This is a genomic window from Flavobacterium frigoris (assembly GCF_900111075.1).
Taxonomy (GTDB): domain Bacteria; phylum Bacteroidota; class Bacteroidia; order Flavobacteriales; family Flavobacteriaceae; genus Flavobacterium; species Flavobacterium frigoris.
On sequence record NZ_FOFZ01000003.1, the window covers coordinates 1 to 24,151 of the forward strand.

Annotated in this window: 19 protein-coding genes; 15 read left to right on the forward strand and 4 right to left on the reverse strand. The window is 33.3% G+C overall.

Features of this window, described 5'->3' with window-relative positions; genetic code table 11:
• The 3 genes from BMW63_RS05505 to BMW63_RS05515 all read right to left on the reverse strand — a co-directional run.
• On the reverse strand, positions 1-1,116 hold a 1,116-nt coding region (locus BMW63_RS05505; protein ID WP_217643720.1), incomplete at its 3' end, for a hypothetical protein.
• Between the two features lie 9 nt (positions 1,117-1,125).
• Entirely contained in the window at positions 1,126-1,737 is a 612-nt protein-coding gene (locus tag BMW63_RS05510; protein WP_139174200.1) for an outer membrane beta-barrel protein, read from the reverse strand.
• Complete coding sequence (locus BMW63_RS05515) at positions 1,734-2,210, reverse strand: T9SS type A sorting domain-containing protein (RefSeq protein ID WP_083380358.1); 477 nt, start codon at positions 2,208-2,210, stop codon at positions 1,734-1,736. The genes BMW63_RS05510 and BMW63_RS05515 overlap by 4 nt, the downstream gene beginning before the upstream one ends.
• Before the next feature lie 559 nt (positions 2,211-2,769).
• Here BMW63_RS05515 and BMW63_RS05520 point away from each other — a divergent pair.
• A complete protein-coding gene (locus BMW63_RS05520; RefSeq protein ID WP_175460263.1) occupies positions 2,770-3,636 on the forward strand; it encodes a helix-turn-helix domain-containing protein in 867 nt (288 codons plus the stop codon).
• 410 nt (positions 3,637-4,046) lie between these two features.
• On the opposite strand, the gene ccsA is transcribed toward BMW63_RS05520, so the two are convergent.
• On the reverse strand, positions 4,047-7,238 hold the full coding sequence (ccsA, locus tag BMW63_RS05525) for a cytochrome c biogenesis protein CcsA (protein WP_074722109.1): 3,192 nt from the start codon (positions 7,236-7,238) through the stop codon (positions 4,047-4,049).
• A gap of 566 nt (positions 7,239-7,804) precedes the next feature.
• Between ccsA and BMW63_RS05530 the strand changes: the two genes are divergently transcribed.
• The 14 genes from BMW63_RS05530 to BMW63_RS05595 all read left to right on the forward strand — a co-directional run bounded on the left by BMW63_RS05530 (position 7,805) and on the right by BMW63_RS05595 (position 24,137).
• Positions 7,805-9,877, forward strand: coding sequence for a hypothetical protein (locus BMW63_RS05530; RefSeq protein ID WP_074722111.1), 2,073 nt, complete (start codon positions 7,805-7,807; stop codon positions 9,875-9,877).
• 487 nt (positions 9,878-10,364) lie between these two features.
• Positions 10,365-11,138: a Rossmann-like and DUF2520 domain-containing protein gene (locus tag BMW63_RS05535; RefSeq protein WP_074722113.1), complete on the forward strand. Its 774-nt coding sequence runs from the start codon at positions 10,365-10,367 to the stop codon at positions 11,136-11,138.
• Complete coding sequence (locus BMW63_RS05540) at positions 11,122-11,649, forward strand: KdsC family phosphatase (RefSeq protein ID WP_074722115.1); 528 nt, start codon at positions 11,122-11,124, stop codon at positions 11,647-11,649. Before BMW63_RS05535 ends, BMW63_RS05540 begins: the two co-directional genes overlap by 17 nt.
• Positions 11,650-11,768: 119 nt before the next feature.
• Positions 11,769-12,368, forward strand: coding sequence for a hypothetical protein (locus tag BMW63_RS05545; protein WP_245744873.1), 600 nt, complete (start codon positions 11,769-11,771; stop codon positions 12,366-12,368).
• A 34-nt stretch (positions 12,369-12,402) separates the two neighbouring features.
• Positions 12,403-13,329 (forward strand): geranylgeranylglycerol-phosphate geranylgeranyltransferase, encoded by a 927-nt coding sequence (locus BMW63_RS05550; protein WP_074722117.1) that lies wholly within the window; start codon positions 12,403-12,405, stop codon positions 13,327-13,329.
• On the forward strand, positions 13,322-13,906 hold the full coding sequence (locus tag BMW63_RS05555) for a Maf-like protein (RefSeq protein WP_074722119.1): 585 nt from the start codon (positions 13,322-13,324) through the stop codon (positions 13,904-13,906). The genes BMW63_RS05550 and BMW63_RS05555 overlap by 8 nt, the downstream gene beginning before the upstream one ends.
• A gap of 11 nt (positions 13,907-13,917) precedes the next feature.
• The gene (locus BMW63_RS05560; RefSeq protein ID WP_074722121.1) at positions 13,918-14,448 is read left to right on the forward strand and encodes a mechanosensitive ion channel domain-containing protein; all 531 of its coding nucleotides are present in this window, start codon (positions 13,918-13,920) and stop codon (positions 14,446-14,448) included.
• A gap of 180 nt (positions 14,449-14,628) precedes the next feature.
• Entirely contained in the window at positions 14,629-15,810 is a 1,182-nt protein-coding gene (locus BMW63_RS05565; protein ID WP_074722123.1) for an AI-2E family transporter, read from the forward strand.
• A gap of 110 nt (positions 15,811-15,920) precedes the next feature.
• Positions 15,921-17,741 (forward strand): BamA/TamA family outer membrane protein, encoded by a 1,821-nt coding sequence (locus BMW63_RS05570; RefSeq protein ID WP_074722125.1) that lies wholly within the window; start codon positions 15,921-15,923, stop codon positions 17,739-17,741.
• A 170-nt stretch (positions 17,742-17,911) separates the two neighbouring features.
• Complete coding sequence (locus BMW63_RS05575) at positions 17,912-18,214, forward strand: hypothetical protein (RefSeq protein WP_074722127.1); 303 nt, start codon at positions 17,912-17,914, stop codon at positions 18,212-18,214.
• 172 nt (positions 18,215-18,386) lie between these two features.
• Positions 18,387-18,863, forward strand: coding sequence for a hypothetical protein (locus BMW63_RS05580; RefSeq protein ID WP_074722129.1), 477 nt, complete (start codon positions 18,387-18,389; stop codon positions 18,861-18,863).
• A gap of 177 nt (positions 18,864-19,040) precedes the next feature.
• Positions 19,041-19,607, forward strand: coding sequence for a hypothetical protein (locus BMW63_RS05585; RefSeq protein ID WP_074722131.1), 567 nt, complete (start codon positions 19,041-19,043; stop codon positions 19,605-19,607).
• Between the two features lie 161 nt (positions 19,608-19,768).
• Positions 19,769-22,300: a PIG-L family deacetylase gene (locus tag BMW63_RS05590; RefSeq protein WP_074722133.1), complete on the forward strand. Its 2,532-nt coding sequence runs from the start codon at positions 19,769-19,771 to the stop codon at positions 22,298-22,300.
• Between the two features lie 121 nt (positions 22,301-22,421).
• Positions 22,422-24,137: a sodium:solute symporter family protein gene (locus tag BMW63_RS05595; protein WP_074722135.1), complete on the forward strand. Its 1,716-nt coding sequence runs from the start codon at positions 22,422-22,424 to the stop codon at positions 24,135-24,137.
• Positions 24,138-24,151 lie beyond the last annotated feature (14 nt).

Sequence of the window (24,151 nt, forward strand, 5' to 3'; positions counted from 1 at the left end):
AGCAGCAACCAAAGAGGCTGATGTTTTCATATAATTGGTAGCGCCATTTGCACTATAAGTTCCGTCAGCGGCTAATCCAGCTCCTGTTTGAGTTATATCCAATTCTGATTGAATGTTTCCCTCAATTCCTGTGGCTCTCGTTTTTTCTGTTCCAATTGCATCTGAATTAACCAGTTCAGCAGCTCTTGCGGCTGTAGCTTCAGCATCAATATTAGTTTGAAGTGTAGTTTCAGCGCTTGTAGCTCTTGTCTTCTCAGTCGCAATGGCATCTGCATTTGCTTTCGCTTGTAGATCTAATTTATTATCTGCATCGTTTAAGTCAGTTGCTGCAGCGATGTAATTAGCAGTAGTATTTTTAATGTATGTTCCGTCATTTGCTAATCCAGCTCCTGCTTGGGTAGCGTCTACTTCATCACTAATAGTATTATAGGATGCAAATACACTATCATCTACATAATCCTTAATCGCTTTTACACTGGGATATTTGGTATTAGAAGCCCCATCCGTAATTATAGCTGTTGATTTATTTGCTACGTTTTCCTTTAAATTTAACGCTGTTTGAGCAGCAGTGCTAACAGGTTTATTAAGGTCGCTCGTATTATCAACATTACCTAAATTCAAGTTAATTTTCGCATCGATAACATTCGAAGCATTTGTACCTCCATTTTCAATAGCGACAATTCCAGTTACATTCTCTGCTGAGAAGGCAAAGGGAACCGAATTAAATATCTGATCGCTAATTTCGGTAAAAGCCCCGCAACTTCCACTAATATTCACACCCACGTTTAGTGTTTTTATAGCAGCATTCCAGCTGACGCTCTTAAAATCGATAGCGTAACCTCCAGTTTGACTTCCAGAGCCTATTATAACGTTAACCATCCCTAACTCATCCGTGGTCGTGCTAAGGGTTTCTTGATATTCTACCTGTTTTTGTTCATCTTGAATGACAAACTGCAAACAAATTTTTTGATTGGCTAGTGCCGTATTTGCCTCATTAATACCAGGCATCTTCTGAGGGTTTGGATTTAAAATTAACGCCTGATAGCTAATTCCGTTTGTTTGCGAATAACCAATGGTGCTGGCTAATAAAAGCAGCAGTAAGTAGATTTGTTTCATAATATAGTGTTATAGCGGGAAATGAATTCCTAATTGAACTTGATTATTTGTAAAGGAAAGTTTCTCATCGGTAGTGTGGGAGAACTTAAAGGCTTTGGAAAAATTATAGCCCATGCTTAAAGTAACATAGTCCGTTATGACGTATCTTAAATCCAGCCCAATTAGTGGTTGAAAGAAGATCCCTGAAAATTCAGGCTCTGTTTTTACATCATAAATAACGCCGTTAATTTGTTCTTTACCATCAATTATAGTGGCAATATTGACTCCTGCTTTTAGCTTTAACTCAATTTCATTTTCCGTTTTAAATAACGTGTAGGCAGCTGCATTTTGTATTCCAAGATAATTGGTGTTCCAAGAATAGCTCTTTACTTCATTTGTGCTGAAACTATTGAATTGGTTTAAGGTGATACTTGCAATATAAGATATCTTTTTATTAAAAATGTGTTCGTAACCAAACTCATAGTAAGAACCAGTTTTGCTTTTTAAATTAAAGTCTGATGCTCCATTAGCACTTTTATAATCGTAAGAAGTTAAATTTTTTCCAGAAACTAAGAATAGTTCCTGCGAAGACATCCATTGACACGTAAGAAAGCAGATGATTAAGAGTAATTTTATTTTCATAAAGATTTTGTGATTTTCATATAATAATTAACTTCATTGTTATTTAATCGCACTAAGTAAACAGAACCAGATAATATCGATAAATCAATAGTTAAAAGGCTGTCCTCTACCTTTTTATTTTGCTGAAAAACCAAACGGCCGCTCACATCAAAAATAGCTATTGAAATTTCATTTGTAATAGGTTTAGAAAATTCAAAATTCACATTCGAAACAAAGGGATTGGGATACACCACTACGGTTACATCACTTTTTAGTGGGGAGTCAGCCAAAATTTTAGCCCAGTGATTTTGCTGAAATCCTTGTTGGATTATATAGTCTCCTTTAGAGTTTCCAGATACACTTTGTTGGCCTATTGTTTGTTTAACAAGCATCCCATTGGGTAAAACAGCTGATTTTCCTTGTGAAGAAATCATTTGATGATGCAAAACCTGCCCATAAAAGCTAGAACAAAAAAGTAAAAAAAAGTATTTCATTTGTTTTTTTTTATAAATGTCGATAGATCGCTTCCTGTTTTAACACGCATTCTAAGAATATACAAGGAAGTAAAGTGTTTTAGTAACTAATTTTAAGGTTCTAGTAAGTTTTAAAATATTTTATTGTAAGATTATATTTATCAATAAAAATAAAATGTGCGTCTTGCCGATTTTATCTGCACTTAATTGATCTTTTATACTTGTTTACTAAACTAAATACCTAAGTTTGATTAATAAATAATTTATTATGATAATCCCAATTAGTATCCTTTTTTTTATCACCGGATTATTCGGAATTATAACGTTAATCATTATTTCTACTCATTTTAAATCAAATAGAATCCTAAATATTTATTTGGTCATTTTAATTTTATTTTCTTCACTTCGTTCCATAAGTTTCGGGTATTTTTCTTTAACTAATCCACTACCAAATACCCAGTATCATCTTATTTCATTTTTCAGCATTATCTTTCCTTGTGTTTATTTGTATTTTAAAAATTTAGTTTATTACACAACTACTTTTAAATTTAATGAACTAAGACATTTTGTTAGCCCTATTATGGCAGGTGTGATAGCACTTGTATTCAACCACTACTTTGTCTATTTTAGGTTAATTGGACATGTTTTTTTTACAATTATTGGGTTATATTACGTTTCTCTATCTTACGTTTTATTAAAAAATAAGCTTTGGAATAAACAAGCCTCTATTATTCATATCCAAAAGCAGAACACACTAATAAAAAACTGGTCGCTTTTCTTCTTTATTATTTGTTTATTATTGATTTTAAGAGTACTCGTTACAATAATTATAGATTTTTATTTAGATGAAAATTCCTACGGAAGACCATATTTGTTTGTAAGTCTAATTATTACTTGGGCACTTTATATTAAACTTTTAGTAACTCCTGAAATTTTATATGGATATAACTTTTTTATTGAAAAAGTAGAAGAACAACGAACTCTTGAATTTGTACTAAAAGAAATTTGGGTATTTGAAAAAAATCTAGCCATCCATAACAGGCAAGATTTGGAACTTAATAAAAAAATTAGAGATAAAATAACACTTTACATTCGCGATATTGAAACAGCCTCTTTAACAAATCATCTACTTAGGGAAGAAACAGTTAATTTAGGTGAATTTGCACATCAACTAGAGATTCCTAAAAGTCATTTAGTTTATATCTTTAAATACCATTCTAAATTTAGTTTTATAGAATTTAGGAAAACAGTTAGAATCTTGGATGCAGTTAATTTAATAGAAATGAATTATTTAAATTTAAACACATTGGATTGTTTGGCAAAAAAAGTTGGTTTTACTTCTTACAATACATTTTTTACTAGTTTCAAAGAAGTTGCAGGTGTTACACCGCGCATATTCTGCCAGGAATTTACTAAGAAAATAGCAATACAAACGACCCTGTCTTAACAAACACGACTGAGTACCCTTCCATCATTGAACCTTTCTTATGGAACGAAAAAACTAACTTCTACCATAGAGTGTATGTCACATCAAAGGTAAATAACTCCTTTGAAAAGGCTTTAGCAACTTGTGCTCCTTTAGCACAAATTGTCGATCCATAAGATTATTATGACTTTCCCACTTATAGAGCAACAAAACACAAAGCAAATACGTGTCAGAACCCCCCTTTTAACGACACCAGCCTCCTGCAGCAATCAGGATAAAGTGACAAGCTGCAAGTAGTCGCTGATTAAATTATAACTTTTTACCCCCTATTCAAAATATATTAAGGGTGACAACAATGTCATTTAATAGCTAATACACATAAAAAAAGGTCCAACCGTTAAGTTGAACCTTTTTTACTTTATGTCAAAATATTATTTTTTATAATACTTTTTATATTTTGGATACGTAATCGCTCCTATGAAAGTGATTGTTCCTAATGAATACCAAATCCAACTTAGAGAATGGGCTTCACCACTTGCATACGAGTGTAATCCCACTAGGTGAAAGTTTACACCATAATAAGTAAACAGAATAGAAACAAAAGCAAACATGCTCATCAAGTTAAACGTCCATTTCCCTCTTAAAGAAGGAACAAATCGAGCATGAATTACAAAAGCATAGACCATAATACTAATCAAAGCCCAAGTTTCTTTTGGATCCCATCCCCAGTACCGTCCCCAACTTTCATTGGCCCATTGACCTCCAAGGAAGTTACCAATAGTTAGCATAATCAAACCAACAGTTAATGCCATCTCATTAATATAGGTAATCTCTTGAATGTTTAAATCCATTTTAGCTTTGTTCTTTTCATTGGTAAAAAAGATCAATAATAACGATACAAAACCTAAAATCATTCCCAATGCAAATGGACCATAACTCGCCACAATTACAGCAACATGGATCATTAACCAATACGAATTAAGAACAGGCTGCAGATTTGCAATTTCAGGATCAATCCAATTCATATAGGCTGCTGATAAAATAATAGCCGATACAAAGGCAGACGATGCAATAGTTAATTTGGATTTACTATCAAAAGCTAACCCAAAAAACATGGTTGCCCAAGCCACATAAACAATCGCTTCATAGGCGTTACTCCATGGCGCATGACCGGATATGTACCAGCGAGCTCCTAAAGTTATTGTGTGCAAAGCAAACAAAATTGCAATGATAACATGCATGCTATTTACCAAAATACGCAGTACTTTACGATCTTTGAAAATCTGTAAAATAGTAAACAACATCATTAATAGAGCTGCAGTTAGATATGCCCAAGGCAGTTTTTGTAACAAGTCGTATTTGTTGTAGGTGATTTCCAGAGAGATTTTATCATCGCTAGGCCTTACTTTGGCTCCAAACTTCTTTTGAAAACCATTTAAACTTTCAACTAAATCATTTGCATTTTTATAATCATTTGAAATTGATGCGTTATTTAGTGATCCGTAATATAATGGCAAAACACTTTTAGTGTAAGTAGAATCCATGCCTTTGAGTCCTGCTTCATTCAATTCTAATGATGAAACCCATTTGTTATTCGGATCATTCGGAATAGGGAAAATCTTTAATATTCGTCCGCTCAAGGCCGACTCCATTAAATTCACTTTTTTATCCGTTTCAATAAAATCTTTCTCAAACTGATTAGGATTAGCTGCTTTGTACGCAGCATCCAAGTATGGTGCTAATTTATAATTTCCTTTTGCATCAAAAAAGGCAATAAAAGGGGCTGTTCCATCCTTAACATCAACACCTATCAATTTACGAATGCTGTCGTTTCCTGTTCTTAGATAGATAATCGGAATTTCAATCCATAACTGTGCGTACTGAGACATTGATAAAAATACTTGGTCGGGGTTCATGCCTTTATACGAATTTGAATGACTCACTTTACGCAATAACTCAGAAGAGAAAGTGTTTATCGGTTTCATTCTACCTCCAGCATCCTGAATAACAAGTCTTCCAAATTTTGCTGCATGCTCCTCTCTTACTTTAAACTTATTCAGTAAGGAATCCAATTGTTTGGCGGTAGGTGCTACTTTTGTATGCGCCATTCCTTCTGCATGATCTGCATGATCTCCATTTTCATCATGGTCGTGATTATGAGTTTGCGCAAAACCGCTCATACTTATCATTAAAACCAAAACTGTAATTAATTTTGATTTTTTATTTTTAACCACTTCTAATTTTCGTTTCAAATCAGCAAAGCGAGAGTGTTTTGTAAACATAATAGACATCATTGCAAAAAATAACATAAAATAACCAGCATACGTAATGGCTGTCCCCCAAAAATCATGATTCACAGACAGTACTGTTCCTTTTTCGTCAGGGTCAAATGAAGATTGAAAGAAACGATATCCTTTGTAGTCTAAAACATTATTCATAAAAATTCTTGCATCAAATACCTCTGTAGAATCTTGAACTGTCACTTTACTTTCAAAAGAAGAGTAACTTTTTTCTGTACCTGGGTATTTTTGAGCGATAAAATCATTCAGTTTTATCTTGAAAGGTAAAACGTAGGCTTTACTTCCATAGAAAAAAGTATAATCTAACTTCCCAATTTTTACTGTTTGGAAATCTCCTACTCTCCCTTTAGAACCCACAACAGTTACTTCTTTTTCTTGTCCCTCTGCTTTCACTTTAAGTACTAAAGCATCAGTATGATTTTTTGCTTTAAAATCATTGCTTGACTCATAAGCAATCACTCCTTTTACAGCAGGATCAGGAAAAACAAATCTTTTCTCTCCTATGCTGTAAAGCGAACGCATCATCAACGGCTGCACAATATCTTTAGTTACTGCTCCCTCTAGTTTATCAGCCATTCTCATGAAATTTCCTTCAAATGGTGTTTGGATTGTATAGCTATCTCCGGTGGTGGTAATATTTATAGCCCCTTCCGTTGGTTTATTCAAGGAAAACAAAACATTATGAATATTTTGAACTTCTCCTTCTTTTAGAAAGTGTTCTTCACGTCCGCCATCGCCAGCTTCCACTAACTTTAAATATAAAACTCCTTTCGGATCTACTTTTATATATTCTTTAGCCCCCATAATAAAATTTTCGTACTCCACTTTAAACGAAGTATCGGCAAATTTATCAGAGATAGAAAAATTATTATTGGTCACTGGAGAAAGCAACAATGGCTTTTCAAAAACCCTACGTTTCATTTCCCCTTTATATTCCCCATCGATAAAAACAGTAAGGAAAGTTTTGTCTGAGTAAAACTGATTTTCAGCAGCTCCTTCACGGATAGGCATCATTCCTTCATAACTGATGTATCGGGTTACAAATGCGCCCAAAAGGATAAAAATAAAAGACAAATGAAGCAATAAAGTTGCCCATTTCTCTTTTTTTAGTAGTTGGTAACGCTTAATATTTCCTATGAAGTTAATCAAGAAAAACACCATTATGGCTTCAAACCACCAAGAATTATAAATTAAAATGCGAGCTGTATCTGTATTGTATTTACTTTCGATGAAAGTCCCTGCGCCCATTGCTATTGCAAAAGAGAGGAAAAGAAGTGCCATTAATCGAGTAGAAAACAAAAATGAGAATATTTTTTTATCCATTTGTAAGGAATTACGTTTTATAAAAGTGCCACAAAAGTACTTAAAAATGTTGAGTTCTTTATTCGCACAATTGTTAATTTAATCTAAATTTAAGGGGACTAAACCAGTTACAATGCCTTTCTTTTGGGCGTGCCACCGTCCCTAAAAAAGTGCTGCTTCATTTTATCTAGACATACCCTTTTTCGGGAAGCTGCGGTAGCCAGCTTCTACCCCTCACGCAAATTCGCGTGAAAATGATGTCTTACTTTTACAATTAGAACTATTTGTAATCCTATTTTTATAAATTAACAAAAAAACGTTTTATGGCACAAAGTCACATTTGCCAACAAACCAGCTAAGCGACTGGCTGCGATCAAGCATTTTACAGATAAAGTTTTAGAAATCGCAAACAATTCTATTCAAATAAAAATGGTTGATGTATTAAATTGAGTTACTCTTATTGATATAAAGCCGTTCTTTGCAAAGTTTGATATTAGAACAAACACTATCTTTGGATTGTTAGATAATCAAGAAAATATTCCTAGTAAAGAGCTTCATTCTGATGAACGTTATAAATTATAATACCTATGACAAATAATATACTTATTGAAAATCAATATAAAAGAACCAGTATATTTGAAAAAGAAAATGTGAATTATCTGGTTCGTGTTTTAAAAAGATTTAATACAGTACCAAAGATAAACAACATAAATATTATCACCTCTACTACTGAGCCTAATGTATTTAAAATCGTACCAAACAAATCAATTATAATTGGTTCGTCATTATTGAGCAAACCCGTTTTAGCTTTAGTTTATTTAAGATATGGTATTGAATGGCAGCTTTGGTATAAAGCTTTGGATAACGAAAAACAGAATACTGTTTTATGCGATATAGCGGCGCTTGAAGTGACTCGAATATTTTATAAATTATTACCTAAAGACGATAAGGAAAAATTAGAAAATCTTGATTATTTTTTAATTGATTTGATTAAAAAAGATAAAGATTTAAATGTTGCCTCTGTATTGCAATATGAAGAACTACAAGCTTTTCATGGTATCAATACTGTCAACAAAACATTTAAGGAATCCTGGAAACCAATTATTGAAAACCTAGCAAAACCAACAGAATATTTATTAATGTCAGGTGGTGACCTTAGATTGAATATTGATGAAATTGATTTGTTAAATAAATATGGTTGCCGACCATTTCCAAGACCCGATGCATTTACTTTTGCCTCATCAACCGGAACAAGTGTTTCTAATTTTGCATTTGATAAAACAGATAAAGTTAGAAGTATTTTAATTCGAAACAGCTTGAAAAATGGTTTTAAAAACACGACCATCGAATTTTCTGAATTACTAAAAGACAACCTCAGAAAAATATTTAAATTAAATGAGGAGTGTGAAATAATTTTTTCACCATCAGGAACCGATTCTTCACTTCAAATAGCAGCCATAACTCAAATTATGTCTGATAAAGACATTACACATATTTTAGTAGCATCTGATGAAACTGGTAGTGGTATACCTGCGGCATTAAAAGGATGTCATTTTGAAAACACAACCGCCTTAAATTACCCCATTAAAAAGGGCGATAAAATTGAAGGATTTAGAGATGTTGATTTGATTAAAATTACTTTCAGAGATGAAAATGGTGCGCTAAAATCATCCAGTCAATTAGACGAGGAAGTCTATAATGCCATATCTAAAACCAATGAATCAGGCAGACACGTAGTACTGCATACTATGGATCAATCGAAATTAGGATATCAATCGCCTAGTGATGCATTAATTCAAAAACTGAATACAATCGATGCCTTATCTATGCAGATTATTGTGGACGGTTCGCAACTTAGATTAGATCCTAAAGACATACAAAATTATTTAAATAAAGGATATATTGTTACCGTAACAGGAAGCAAATACTTTACTGGGCCTCCCTATTCAGGAGCCTTACTTCTACCCGATAGTGTTAGTAAATCAATCCATTCTGCAAAAAATAAGTTGCCAGAAGGATTAACCCAATATTACAATCATTCGGATTGGCCTACTTCATGGTTCTGTTCAAATGATTTATCAGATGGATATAATTATGGTTCCTACATGCGCTGGAACGCGGCCATAGTTGAAATGGATCGCTACTATAAAACACCTGTTTTATATAGAAACATGGGTATTGAGATGTTCTGTAATTTTATTGACGATTCAATAAAAGAAGCTACTTTTTTAGAACCCATTTATGCTGATGATACAAAAGCGAATAGTTATAATAGTCAAGAATTTGGAATAAGAAATATCCGTACCATTTTCCCTTTCTTCATCCTTAAAAACAATGAAGTACTATCAGTTGATAATGTGAAAAAACTATACACTTTACTAAATTCGGATATATCTGATCAGTTTGAAGATTCTTCACTAGAAATTATAAGGCTTGCTGCCCAGAAATGCCATATAGGACAAGCCGTTAATGTAAAGTATGGCAACGATATTGAAAGTGCTGTTTTAAGAATTAGTTTGGGCGCAAGAGTTATTTCTGAAAGCTGGGTTAACAGAGATATTAGTCTCTTTTTTAGAAATATAGAAACACAAATGAATCAAATAACTGTAATCATAAAGAAAATAGAATTGATCCTCAGCAATCCTGATTTGTTGAAATAAATAAATTAGGATACCAAATTATCTGGGCGTGCCACCGTCCCAAAAAAAGGGCTAATTCACTTTGTCTAGATACGCCCTTTTTCGGGAAGCTGTCGGGTCATACGCGCTACTGCGGTAGCCAGCTTCTACCCCTCACGCAAAACCCACTAAAAGTGACGTGTTGTTTTTATAATTAGAGTTATTTATAATAGAACTGAGCGAATTTAAAGAGAATATCCAAATAGTGACATAATTTAATTATTTCAAACATATCTGACTGCACAGCTTTAAAAAAAGTTAGTACAGTGTTCTTTTTTCTATCCCCACAACAACAAAGCACCGCTATCGCGCGAAACCTTTAAGCTGATTAATTGCAATGATAATTACTAATCAAACTACAAACTTATTAAATCGCTGTTTTTAAAGGGTATCATCTACCCTTTTCTCAAAAAAGATACTAGCTATTATTTCGTACAATGGCTTCACTTTTTTTTGCTAATTTTGCCAAATGGTTAAAGTTATTATTATAGGCTCCGGAAATGTAGCGCAACATCTAATTGCCGCTTTTCAAAACTCCACGAATACAGGAGATGAAATTGAATTGGTCCAAGTGTTTTCAAGAAATAGAAACACACTTGCACACGTGGTCAACGCTGATCTCATCGCTACAGATTTAGCTGATTTATTAGAAGCCGATTTATACATCATCGCGGTCTCAGATGACGCCATTGGTGCTGTTGCTGCACAACTAGCTTTTAAAAACCGATTGGTGGTACATACTTCTGGTAGTGTGGGCTTAGACGTTTTAGATGACAACAACAGAAGAGGGGTTTTCTACCCGCTGCAAACTTTTACTAAAAACAAAGCAGTGGATTTTAAGATAATTCCCATTTGCTTAGAAAGCGAAAACTCGACTGATTTCCGATTGTTGGAGAAAGTGGCTAAAATGATTTCTGATAAAGTATTTGCTATCAACTCTGAACAACGCAAGGCATTGCACGTGGCTGCAGTTTTCGTAAATAACTTTACCAATCATTTATACACCATTGGAAATGAAATTTGTCAGGAGAATCAAGTTCCTTTCGATATTTTAAAACCTTTGATTCTGGAAACAGCCCAAAAGATAATGACCATTTCGCCCAAAGACGCTCAGACAGGGCCAGCAAAACGAAATGATTTAAAGACAATTGAAGCACATCAATTATTTTTATCCGACGAAAATCAATCCACTATTTATAAAATCATAACACAATCTATACAAGATCATGGCAAAAAGTTATAAAACAATAATGAACGACATCACCACTTTTATTTTCGACGTTGATGGTGTTCTTACAGACAGCGCGGTATTTGTAACCACTGAGGGAGAAATTCTTAGAACAATGAATATCCGTGACGGTTATGCTATGAAAGCGGCTGTAGAAAGCGGCTATAATGTTTGTGTTATTTCGGGAGGAAGTAATGAAGGCGTACGCGTACGATTGCGTAATCTGGGAATCACAGATATCCATTTGGGCACCCCTGACAAAGTAGAAACGTTTAAAGAATATGTTGAATTGTATAATATCAATCCAGAGCAGGTTCTGTACATGGGAGATGACATCCCTGATTATCATGTGATGAAATTAGTAGGTTTACCCACGTGTCCACAGGACGCTAGTCCTGAAATTAAAGGGATTTCGAGATACATTTCACACGTAAATGGTGGAAAGGGAGCCGCTCGCGACGTAATCGAGCAAGTAATGAAAGTGCAAGGAAAATGGATGACTCATTTTGACGGAAAGCTTGATTAATAATTAGCGTTACTCCGTTTTCAGTTTCTGGAAATTAGTATTGATTTTCAGTAAGTTATCCGTAATTTTAACGCAACGCTGAAAACCAAGACAAGTTAAATTTTTAAAACATTATTCATATGAAACTTGAAAAAATGAAACCAATTAGGCTTTATCCAAATGAAGAATTTAAAGAAATAATAATTGAGGATAAACTAAAATTACGTTACGCCATTTCAAACAAAGGAAGGCTTATTAGCTTTGTTGACAATATAAAATTTGGAAGAGAATTAAAAGGCGGAATGACTGATGGTTACAAAATGTTCAGATACAAGCTTTATAAAGATGGAAAAATTAAAAATAAACATATTTTTGTTTACAAGCTAGTAGCAAAATATTTCATCCCTAAACCTTCCGATGAACAAACTTCCATTTTACATTTAGACAGAAAACGTGATAATGACGATCACAGAAATTTGAAATGGGCAACTAAAGACGAATTGGCTGAGCATACAAGAAAAAGTCCCTTTGTAATTCAAGCGAAACTAAATTTAATTGAGCATAACTTAAACTCAAACGGCAAAAAACTTACGGTCACAAAAGTGATACTGATAAAAAAAATATTAGCAAAACCCGAACAAACAACAAGATTAAAAATGATCGCAAAACAATTTGGCGTAAGCGAAATGCAAATTAGAAGAATAAAATCAGGCGAAAATTGGAGCCAAGTCAAGATCTAAAAAAACCAAACACTGATTACTGATCACTGAATAAATGAAATACCTAAAACTTATTCGATACCAAAACCTTTTGATGCTTGCCTTTATGCAATTGATCTTTAGATACGGTTTTTTGAAATTACAAAATATTCCTTTAGCGTTAAGCGATTGGCAATACGGATTATTAATTCTAAGTACCGTTTTAATTGCGGCGGCTGGTTACGTCATCAATAACATTTTTGATCAAGATACGGATTTAGAGAATAAGCCGGATCGGGTTATCATTGGTAAAACCATCAGTGAATCCAGTGCCTATAACATTTATGCAGTTCTAAATATAAGTGGAGTTGCAATTGGTTTTTATCTGTCTAACGTAATTGTAAAGCCTTCTTTTGCCGCTATTTTTATTCTGATCGCCGCAACTCTTTACATCTACGCGACTAGTTTAAAGCAAATGATGGTATTAGGCAATATTGTTGTCGCACTGTTATTGGCCTTTAGTGTTGTAATCATTGGTATTTTCGATTTGTATCCTGCTATTGATGCTGAAAATCAGCTTTTAATGGCTAATTTGTTTTCTGTACTTTTAGATTATGCACTTTTTGCTTTTTTAATTAATTTTATTCGGGAAATCGTTAAGGATTTAGAGGATATAGAAGGCGATACTAACCAAGGTATGAATACTCTGGCTATCGCTCTAGGCATTGCGAAAACAACAAAATTAATTTTTGCATTGGGGCTTGTATCGATAGTCGCACTCTTCGTTTATACTAAAACCTATTTTGTGAACAATAATCTATTTATTGCTACGCTTTATAGCTTTATGTTCGTTTTGGCTCCACTCATTTTTTTTACGATTAAAATTTGGACAGCTAAGTCTAAAGAGGAATTTTGCACCTTGAGTATACTACTAAAATGGATCTTGTTTTTCGGAATTCTATCCATAGTAATCATTACCTTAAATATAAAACACAATGCTTAAAGATAAATTAAAACAATACAAGTTAATACTAGCATCCGGTTCTCCCAGGAGACAACAATTCTTTAAAGATCTGGAATTGGATTTTGAAATTCGATTAAAAGAAATCGAAGAAATATATCCGCCTGAGCTAAAAAGAGAAGAAATAACGAATTATTTAGCCAAATTAAAAGCCAGCCCGTTTGAAGGTGGATTGCAGGAAAATGAAATTCTAGTAACGAGTGATACCATTGTTTGGCATAATAATAAAGCTTTAGGAAAACCAACCGACGAGCAGGACGCCTTTGAAATTTTAAAGTCCCTGTCCAATACTACTCATGAAGTAATTACATCTGTTTGTTTTAAAACCAATTCAAAAACAGATTTGTTGCACGAAATAACAAAAGTTACTTTCAACGCACTCAGTGATGAGGCAATTTACTATTATATTGACAATTACAAACCATTCGATAAAGCGGGAGCTTACGGAATTCAGGAATGGATTGGTTTTATAGCTGTTTCGAAAATTGAAGGTTCCTATGCTAATGTTATGGGTATGCCTGTGGACAAGGTATACGAATATTTAAGTAACTTAGTGTAAAACAGAAAAATATGTCTTTTTTTAATGATTTTACCAAAGAAATAATTGGAACTGGGGTTCTATCACTACTTGTTTTTGCATTACGAATAATCACTTCAAGACTAGTTAGACGCTTTGCACGGGTAACTCATAAAATAGAGCATCGAACTAATTTAGTTGTAAAATACTTGCATCTATTGACCACTATTCTGGCAATAATTGCTTTAATACTAATCTGGGGTGTTCAACCTAAGGATATTATCATCGCTATTTCTTCTGTAGCAACCGTTATAGGTGTGGCCATGTTCGCCCAATGGTCGATTTTAAGTAATATTACGTCAGGTATTATTCTGTTTTTTTCCTTTCCTTTTAAAATTGGAGATATAATCAGAATTCATGATAAAGATTTTCCTATCGTAGCACAAATTGAAGATATTCGCGCCTTCCATGTCTCGTTAAAGACTAAAGAAGGAGAAATGATTATCTACCCGAATAACTTACTTTTCCAAAAAGGTATTTCAATAATGAAGCACCATTTTGATGATAATGAGTTTATTGACTAGTTTTATTTTATGAAAAATGAAATAGTGCTATTTATTTGTTTTAAATTTATGTTATAAAAGTAGTAATTATGTAACAAATAATAAAAAACATATAACGTACTAAAAGCAATATAATATCAAATTTGCAGGTCAAACAGTAAACAACACTATAGCATTTAGTTTCTATAAATATAAATTTGTATGAATACCTTAATAAAAATTCCTTTTTATGTTAGACTTACTTTTTCACTAGTAAGTTTGATTGCTATCACCTATATTTTTTATATGGGGAAAAGTGTGTTGATACCAATATTACTTGCCTTTCTATTTGCGGTATTATTGCTACCTATGGTGCATTTTTTAAATTCTAAATTCCGTTTTCCACATGTACTGGCTGTTTCAATAACCGTAATACTATTTGTTTCCTTAATCATCGCAATACTTGCGTTTATATCTTATCAAATTAGTGATATTGCAAGTGACTTTGAAGATATTAGAAAAAATATTAATCTTTTTATAGCTGATATTCAAAGATACATACGAACCAATTTTCAAGTAAGCATTTGGGAACAAAGAAAATACCTTGAAGATGTCACCCAAGATTCTGTCAAAAAGGGAAAAGAAACCATCGGTACTACATTAATGTCTGTTACGGATACACTTTTGGATATTACACTAATTCCTATTTATACTTTCTTGATTCTTTTATATAGAACGCATTTTATCTTATTTTTAACCAAGCTTTTCAGAAAAGAACACCATCCAAAATTACAGGAAATTTTGACTCAGATTAAAGGTTCTGTTCAGAGTTATATTTCAGGTTTAATTATCGAGATGATATTCGTTTCTATTTTAACAAGCCTTGGGCTTTATATTATTGACGTTCCCTACTTCATCTTATTAGGTATTATTACCGGTATTCTAAATTTGATTCCGTACATTGGAATTCTAGTTGCAGGAATTTTGACAATTTTATCTTCATTAACAGGCACGCCAGAGTTATCAATAATTCTGGGAGTAATAGGAGTAAATGTAGTGGTGCAAATAATAGATAATAATATCCTTGTGCCACTTATCATAAATACAAAAGTTCAAATAAATGCTTTCGTCTCCATTGTAGGGATTATATTAGGAGGAGGAATTGCGGGGATTGCAGGGATGTTTTTAGCCATTCCGATATTAGCCATTCTTAAAATCATCTTTGACCGAATCGAATCCTTAGAAGCATGGGGCTATTTGATGGGAGATAACTTGCCTAAAAATTTTATTTGGAAAAATAAAAACCAGTTAGTGCCTGAAAATCAATCGAATACCAATCAAGTAGAAATTGAAATTTCTGATGACGACTTTACAGCACCTATAACTGAATCGAATACAAACTGATAATTCAAACAGCAGTATTTTGCTCCCATTTTGACCACACAACTCCTGCGAGGTGTTGCAGTAACCTAAAAAAATGTTGTGCTTTAATTCTTATTTTAAAATATTTTTAAATGCCTTCACACCTAAAAATAGTACTATTTATTTTGATGGTTTTTTGCTATCAACTTTCTTTTTCGCAAATTAAAAAAAACGAAAAAGACAGCTCTGACGTATATCAAGATATTCAAACCTATTCCAAAAAAAATAAATTCACTAAGTTTTTACATGGCGTTATTTTTAAATCTAACAATTCAAAGAAGAAAAAAAAAGTTGTAATACCTACGAAAAAAACATCCTACGAAGGAAAAATCATTAGGAACATCAATATCGTAACATTAGACCCTTTTGGTCATTCTGACGCTGATACTACCACAAATCCTCGCAACTGGGGAGAAAGAACAGGAAATAGATTGCATCTGAAAACTAAAAAAATAGCTATAAAAAACCTACTACTTTTCAAAAAAAATGCACCGTATAATGCTTTCAAAATAAAAGAATCTGAGCGTATCATCAGGCTGCAAAAGTTTGTAAATAGAGTCACTATCTCTGCGGAACCGATCACTACTGAATCTGATTCTATCGACGTATCTATTCGGGTTTTAGATTCTTGGAGCACAATCCCAAAATTTTCAGTTTCAGGTACGAAAATGTCATTAGGCGTTAATGAAAGAAATTTTTTTGGTATCGGTCATCAATTAGATTACATCTATACTCATCGATCCAACGATGGAAAAAATGCTAATAATTTAGCGTATATTGTTCCTAATATTAGGAACACCTTCGTTAGAACAGTATTTAAATATCAAAATGATCTAGATAACTATTATACGAAAAGCATTGCGGTTGAACGCCCTTTCTTCTCTCCCCTTGCGAAATGGGCTGGGGGTATTTCTTTAGATCAGCAATTTAGAAAAGACACTTTGCAAACTCCTGATTTATCGTATGTTTCACAAAATTTTAAATTTAGTTCCCATGATTTTTGGGTTGGAAAAGCATTTCAAATTTTTAAAGAAAATACAATCAATGATCAAACTACAAATTTAATTTTATCTGGACGCTTTCTAAACATTAATTATCTTGAAAGTCCGATTGTGGAATTTGACCCTATCAATTTCTATTCGGGAGAGCAATTGATTTTATCTGGTATTGGTATTAACACTCGTCAATTTATTCAAGATCACTATATTTTCAGAAACGGAATAGTTGAAGACGTACCTATCGGAAGAATCTACGGTGTAACATTTGGGTACCAATATAAAAATTCAAGTTGGAGACCGTATTTAGGTGCTCAGGTTTCCTTTGGAAAATACCGCAAATGGGGTTTTTTAAGTACTAATTTTGAAGTGGGCACCTTTTTTAATAATTCAAAAACAGAACAAACTGCCTTCTCTTTTCAAGCCAACTATTTTACAAAACTGATGGAACTTGGGAATTGGAAAATAAGACAATTTATCAAGCCTCAAATAATTGTAGGGATCAATCGACAGAATTCAGTAGGTGACCGATTGAGCATTAATGAAAATTATGGAATTCAAGGCTTCAATAGTGCGATCTATGGAACCCGTAAAATGCTACTGACTTTACAAACACAAGCGTATGCTCCAAAAAATATTGGAGGATTTAGAATGAATCCTTATTTCAACTATTCTATCGCATTATTAGGAAATAAAGTAGATGGTGTAATGACAAATAAAGCGTATTCCAAAATCGGGATTGGAGTGATCATAAACAATGATTATTTAGTCTTTAGATCTTTTCAATTATCACTTTCTTATTATCCTACAATTCCTTTCCAGGGAGATAATATATTTAGCACTAATGCTTTTGAAACATCAGATTTTGGATTGCAAAATTTTGAGTTAGCCAAACCTAAAACAGTACAGTATAAATAGATAAAAAAGTCTATTAAAATGTTAAAAAACTCAAATACATGCTCTTAGAAATACTAATCCCTTAACAAAAGTGTGAATTTTGTAAAAATAGCGATTAATTATACAACTCTGATTGCCAAATTGTTATTACCTTTATAAAAATAATCAAGTCCAATTAAAACCCAAAAAAAATGAAAAAACTTAGTCTCTATTTAATGATAATGGTATTGTCATTATGTGCCGTTCCTACTACAATGTTAGCAGCTGAAAAAAACCCAACTACTAAAGAAGTTCCTGCTGAGGTTCAAACGATGCTTAATCGTTTAGAAGAAATTAAAGAAATGGATAAGTCTTCTTTAAAATCTTCAGAAAAAAAAGAACTACGTAAAGAAGTTCGCGAAATTAAAAAAGAATTAAAAGCATCTGGAAATGGTGTTTATTTTTCTGTGGGAGCAATAATAATAATAATCCTTTTATTGATTTTATTATTATAATAAATCCCTATTAAATTTGCAAAGAAAAAGAAGCGTAAACCTACGTTTCTTTTTTTTTTGAAATAACTTAAATAAATGTTAACGCAATTAGTATGGCACAATAGTTGGCTATAACTGTACCGTATTGAAAATATAAATACTATAATTCGAATATCAATTAAATATAACAAAAATGAAAAAATTTAAATTACTTGCTTTGGGAATAGTTCTCTTTATAGCAGGATCCACAAGTGCACAAGTTTCTGTAAATGTAAATATTGGTAGTGCTCCTTCATGGGGTCCTTCAGGATATGCCGAAACAGAATATTATTATTTACCAGATGTTCAAGCGTATTACGACATAAGAGCTTCCCAATTTATATATTTTGGAAACGGTAATTGGGTAAGATCACGATACTTACCTAGACAATACAGAAACTATGATTTATATAGTGGATATAAAGTGGTATTAAACGATTATCATGGTAGAGCTCCTTATACCTATTATAAAAAACACAAAGCAAAATATTATAAAGGATACAAAGGTCATTACCAAAAAACAATTGGGCATAGAGAAGACAACCATAAAAATTACAACGATAATGAACATAATCGCGGTAAAGAAAATAAGAACCACGGAAACAATGGTCATGGAAAAGGAAAACATTAATTTCAATTTCATAATGAGAGAAAAGAGAAACGCAAACTGCGTTTCTCTTTTTTTTTGACCCTACATTAACATCTAACTATATGTTAATAAAATCATCTTGGCACAGTTGTTGGTTTTAGGATAAAAGTATTGTGCTAGCCAATACAATATTAAAACAAATACAAAAAAACAGAAAAGATGAAAACATTAAAACTATTAGCCGTTGGAATAATTCTACTCGTATCCAGTTCAATTCAAGCCCAAGTTTCAGTAAGTTTAAATATAGGGACAGCTCCTTCCTGGGGTCCTTCAGGATACGCACAAGCAGAATACTATTATTTGCCAGATGTTCAAGCTTATTATGACATTAGAGCTTCACAATTTGTTTATTTTGGAAATGGAAGATGGGTTAGATCAAGATACTTACCAAGACAATACAGAAACTATGATTTATACAGTGGTTATAAAGTAGTGTTAAACGGCTACCATGGTCACAGACCTTATACTCACTACAGGAACCACAGACAAAGATATAGTCCAAATTATAGAAGTCACCATCAAAGAACCATTGGAAATAGATATGCGAAAAGCAATCATAGAACATATGATAATCGCCGATATGTAAAAAATCATAGATCTTCAAATGACCATAGATACACTGGAAACCATAACAATTCCGATAATCATAGAAAATCTGATAATCACAGAAGCAACAATAATAAAAACCGTGGGAATAATGAAAAAAATAACCATGGGAGACGTTAATCTCAAGTAGTACTTAGATTAAAAAAGGAGAGCGCTTTAACAGTGTTCTCCTTTCTTTTTATAGCTATATCAGTTTCTTTTCAAACAAAGAAAATAAGAAACCTTTTAAAAAAAACATTTAATTACTACATTTGGCCTAATTGCAATTAAACTTTAAAAAAATGTTCAAAAATAAAATTCAATATATTTTAATTTTTCTTTTTTGTTTCCAAATACTACTAGCTCAACAGCCTCAAAAACCAAATTCAGTTGAAATTTACAACCACATTCAAAAATTAAATTTCTTAGGATCTGTACTCTATATTGCAGCACATCCTGATGATGAAAATACCCGCTTAATTTCTTATTTATCCAATGAAAAAAAAGCAAGAACAGGATATTTATCATTGACGCGTGGTGATGGAGGCCAAAACCTAATCGGTCCTCAATTACGGGAATTGCTAGGAGTGATTAGAACACAGGAACTACTTGAGGCCAGAAAAATTGATGGTGGCGAGCAGTTTTTCTCCCGTGCCAATGATTTTGGATTCTCGAAAAACCCTGATGAAACACTTGAAATCTGGGATAAAGAAAAAGTACTTTCTGATGTAGTTTGGGCGATACGAAAATTTCAGCCTGATGTAATCATAAACAGATTTGACCACCGTAGTGCAGGCACAACGCATGGACATCATACAGCCTCAGCAATACTAAGCACTGAAAGTTTTAATTTAACCAATGATGCCAACGTTTTTCCTGAGCAATTGAAACTAGTACAAACGTGGAAACCCAAACGCCAGTTTTTCAATACGTCTTGGTGGTTCTATGGTAGCAAAGAAAAATTCGATGCTGCCGATAAAACAAATTTGACTACGATTGAAACCGGAGTATACTATCCTAACTTAGGAAAATCAAACCAAGAAACTGCAGCCTTAAGCAGAAGCAGTCATCAGTCACAAGGTTTTGGTAGTACAGGAAGTCGCGGGGAAGAATCAGAATATCTAGAACTTATCAATGGAGAAAAATTAAACAACACCGCTAATATTTTTGAAGGAATTGATACTACTTGGAATCGTGTTCCCGGTGGAAAACCTGTTGGCGAACTACTATCTCAAATTGCTTCAAAATATGATTTTTCAAACCCTTCATCAAGTATTTCTGAGCTGTCCAAAGCCTATTTGATGATTCAATCATTGAATGACAACCACTGGAAAGCATTAAAAATGAGAGAAATTGAAAAAATAATTGCTGACTGTTCTGGTTTATATCTTGAAGCAGTATCCTCGAATCAGGAAGCTACCCCAGGTAGCCTAGTACAATTAAAACTCGAAGCCATAAACAGAAGCAGTATTGATATGCAATTAGTAAGCGTAACCACTTTGCCTACACAAAAAAATACGGTATTCAATAAACTATTAAAGAAAAACAATTCAGAAAACATAGCGCTTGATTTACAATTACCTTCAACTATAGAATATACACAACCGTACTGGCTAAAAGAGAAAGGAACCGTAGGGATGTACACTGTTGCTGACCAGAAAAACATAGGAATTCCAGATATTATTAGAGAAGTAAAGGTGATTTTTAATGTTCAAATTAATGGCATAAAAATCCCGTTTGAGCGGGCCGTGGTCTATAAATACAATGATAAAGTAAAGGGGGAAATGTATAATTATCTAGATATTGTTCCCGAAGTTACTACAAGTATTCCAGATCATGTTTCGTTTTTTAATAACGAAAATAAAAAACCTATCGCAGTAAAAGTTAAGGCAGGAAAAGATAACATAAAAGGGAATTTACAACTCGAATTACCTAGAAATTGGTCTGTTTCTCCTCAGTCTATTCCCTTCACATTAGATAAAAAAGGAATGGAGCAATTGTTTTACTTTGAAGTAACTCCTCCAGTAAAGCCTGATGAAGCTATTGCTAAAAGTATTGTTATTGTAGACAATAAAAGATATGAAAAAGACCAGATAATAATCGATTACCCCCATATCACTAAGCAACAGATATTGAAACCAGCTGAAGCCAAATTCATCAAATTAGACCTTAAAATAAATAATCAAAAAATTGGTTATATTATGGGTGCAGGTGACGAAGTTCCCGAAGGACTTACTCAAATGGGATATAGAGTGACCTTATTAAATCCTGACGAAATCACGCCTGAAAAATTAGAATCATTTGATGTCATTATTACGGGAATTCGAGCCTATAATGTGTTACCCACATTGGAAAATAAACAAAAAATACTTCTTGATTTTGTGAAATCTGGAAAAACGATGATTGTCCAATACAATACCCCAGACGACGCAATTCCTGCTGATATTTCCCCTTATCCATTGAAGATATCCCGCGACAGGGTAACCGAAGAAAATGCGGAAGTACGATTTTTAGCCCCAAACCATCCTATTTTGAATTATCCCAATAAAATTACCGCTAAAGATTTTGAAGGTTGGACTCAAGAACAGGGCTTGTATTATCCAAACGAATTTGACAAGGCGTTCACTCCTATTTTATCTTCAAATGACAAAGGAGAAAGCCCAACAAATGGAGCTCTACTGGTTGCTCCTTATGGAAAAGGATACTATATTTATACCGGTTTAAGCTTGTTCAGAGAATTGCCGGAAGGAGTGCCAGGTGCTTACCGCCTTTTGTCGAATATGATTTCGCTGAAAGCGCCCGTATCAGTTCCTTCCCAAAACTTAAAAAACTAAAGAAATAAATATGGAGCCAAAGAAAAAGAAACCTTGGAAAAAGGATTATACAATGGTACTTGTAGCTAACGCTATTTATATCTTAGTTTTTTATCTAATAATGAAATTATACTCTTAAGCTATGCAATTATTCGATTGGATTGTACTTATAGGCACCTTGCTTTTTATTGTGGTTTACGGTGCCTGGAAAACGAAAGGAAGTAAAAACGTAGAGGATTTTATTCTCGGTGGTAACGAAACACCTTGGTATACGGTAGGACTTTCTGTAATGGCAACGCAAGCCAGTGCCATAACCTTTCTATCAACTCCTGGGCAAGCCTATCACGACGGGATGGGCTTTTTACAGTTCTATTTTGGTTTGCCTATTGCCATGATTGTGATCTGTTTGACTTTTATTCCTATATATCATAAATACAAGGTTTACACCGCTTATGAATACCTCGAACAGCGATTTGATCTAAAAACCCGATCGCTCGCCGCAATTCTATTCCTTTTTCAGAGGGGATTAGGGACAGGACTGACTATTTATGCGCCAGCGATTATTTTATCAGCGATACTGGGATGGAATCTCACGTATATGAATATTGTCATTGGTGTTCTGGTAATTATCTATACTTTTTCAGGAGGTACAAAAGCAGTAAACGTGACACAAAAACAACAAATGTTTGTGATTATGTCTGGTATGCTGATTACTTTTTTCCTTATCCTACACTTTTTACCAAATGAAATGACCTTCAGTAATGCACTTCATATTGCTGGTGCAAATGATAAAATGAATATCGTCAGCTTTTCAACAGATCCAGAAGAAAAATACACGATTTGGAGCGGAATCACAGGTGGTTTTTTCTTGGCTCTAGCCTATTTTGGAACAGACCAATCACAGGTGGGGCGCTATTTATCTGGAAAATCCGTTCGCGAAAGCCAAATGGGATTAATTATGAACGGGCTTTTAAAAGTACCGATGCAATTTTTCATCTTGTTGACTGGAGTAATGGTTTTTGTCTTTTTCCAATTCAATCCAGTCCCTTTAAATTTCAATCCAAATAATAAAGTTACCATTGAAAAATCACCGTACAAAGCAGAATATCATGTTTTAGAACAGAAACTAGATGCGCTTTCAGAAGATAAAAAAGTAATTAATCTGCTGTATATTGATCAGCTCAATCAAGATTATGACAATCCAATTCTACGAAAGGAATTAGTTGCTTTATCGACCAAAGAAAAAGATTTAAGAGATCGTGCTAAAGAAATAATTTTAAAAGCAGATAGCGACAGTGAAACTAATGATAAAGATTATGTTTTCTTCCACTTTATATTGAACTACCTGCCCAAAGGACTTATCGGACTATTATTAGCCGTAATAATTTCGGCAGCTATGTCTTCTACCGCCTCTGGTCTTAACGCCTTGGCATCTACCACGGCAATCGATATTTATAAGCGAAATGTAAAAGGCGTCAAATCAGATAAACATTATCTTAATGCCACGAAATTTTTTACATTGTTTTGGGGAATTGTTGCCATATTATTTGCCTGCATCGGTACCCTGTTTGAAAACTTAATCCAATTGGTAAATATCATTGGTTCCATCTTCTACGGAACGGTACTGGGGATTTTCTTGGTAGGGTTTTATATAAAATTTATAAAAGCCCAGGCTATCTTTTATAGTGCGCTAATAAGTCAAATTACCATTTTCATTATTTACTATTACGCTATTGCTATTTATCCAAGTGGGGAAGAAAAACTAGGGTATTTATGGCTAAATTTCATTGGTGCCATGCTTGCCATTGTACTTTCTTCATTGCTGCAATGGACTGTCTTTAGAAAAGAAAAAGCATAATATTTGACTATAGT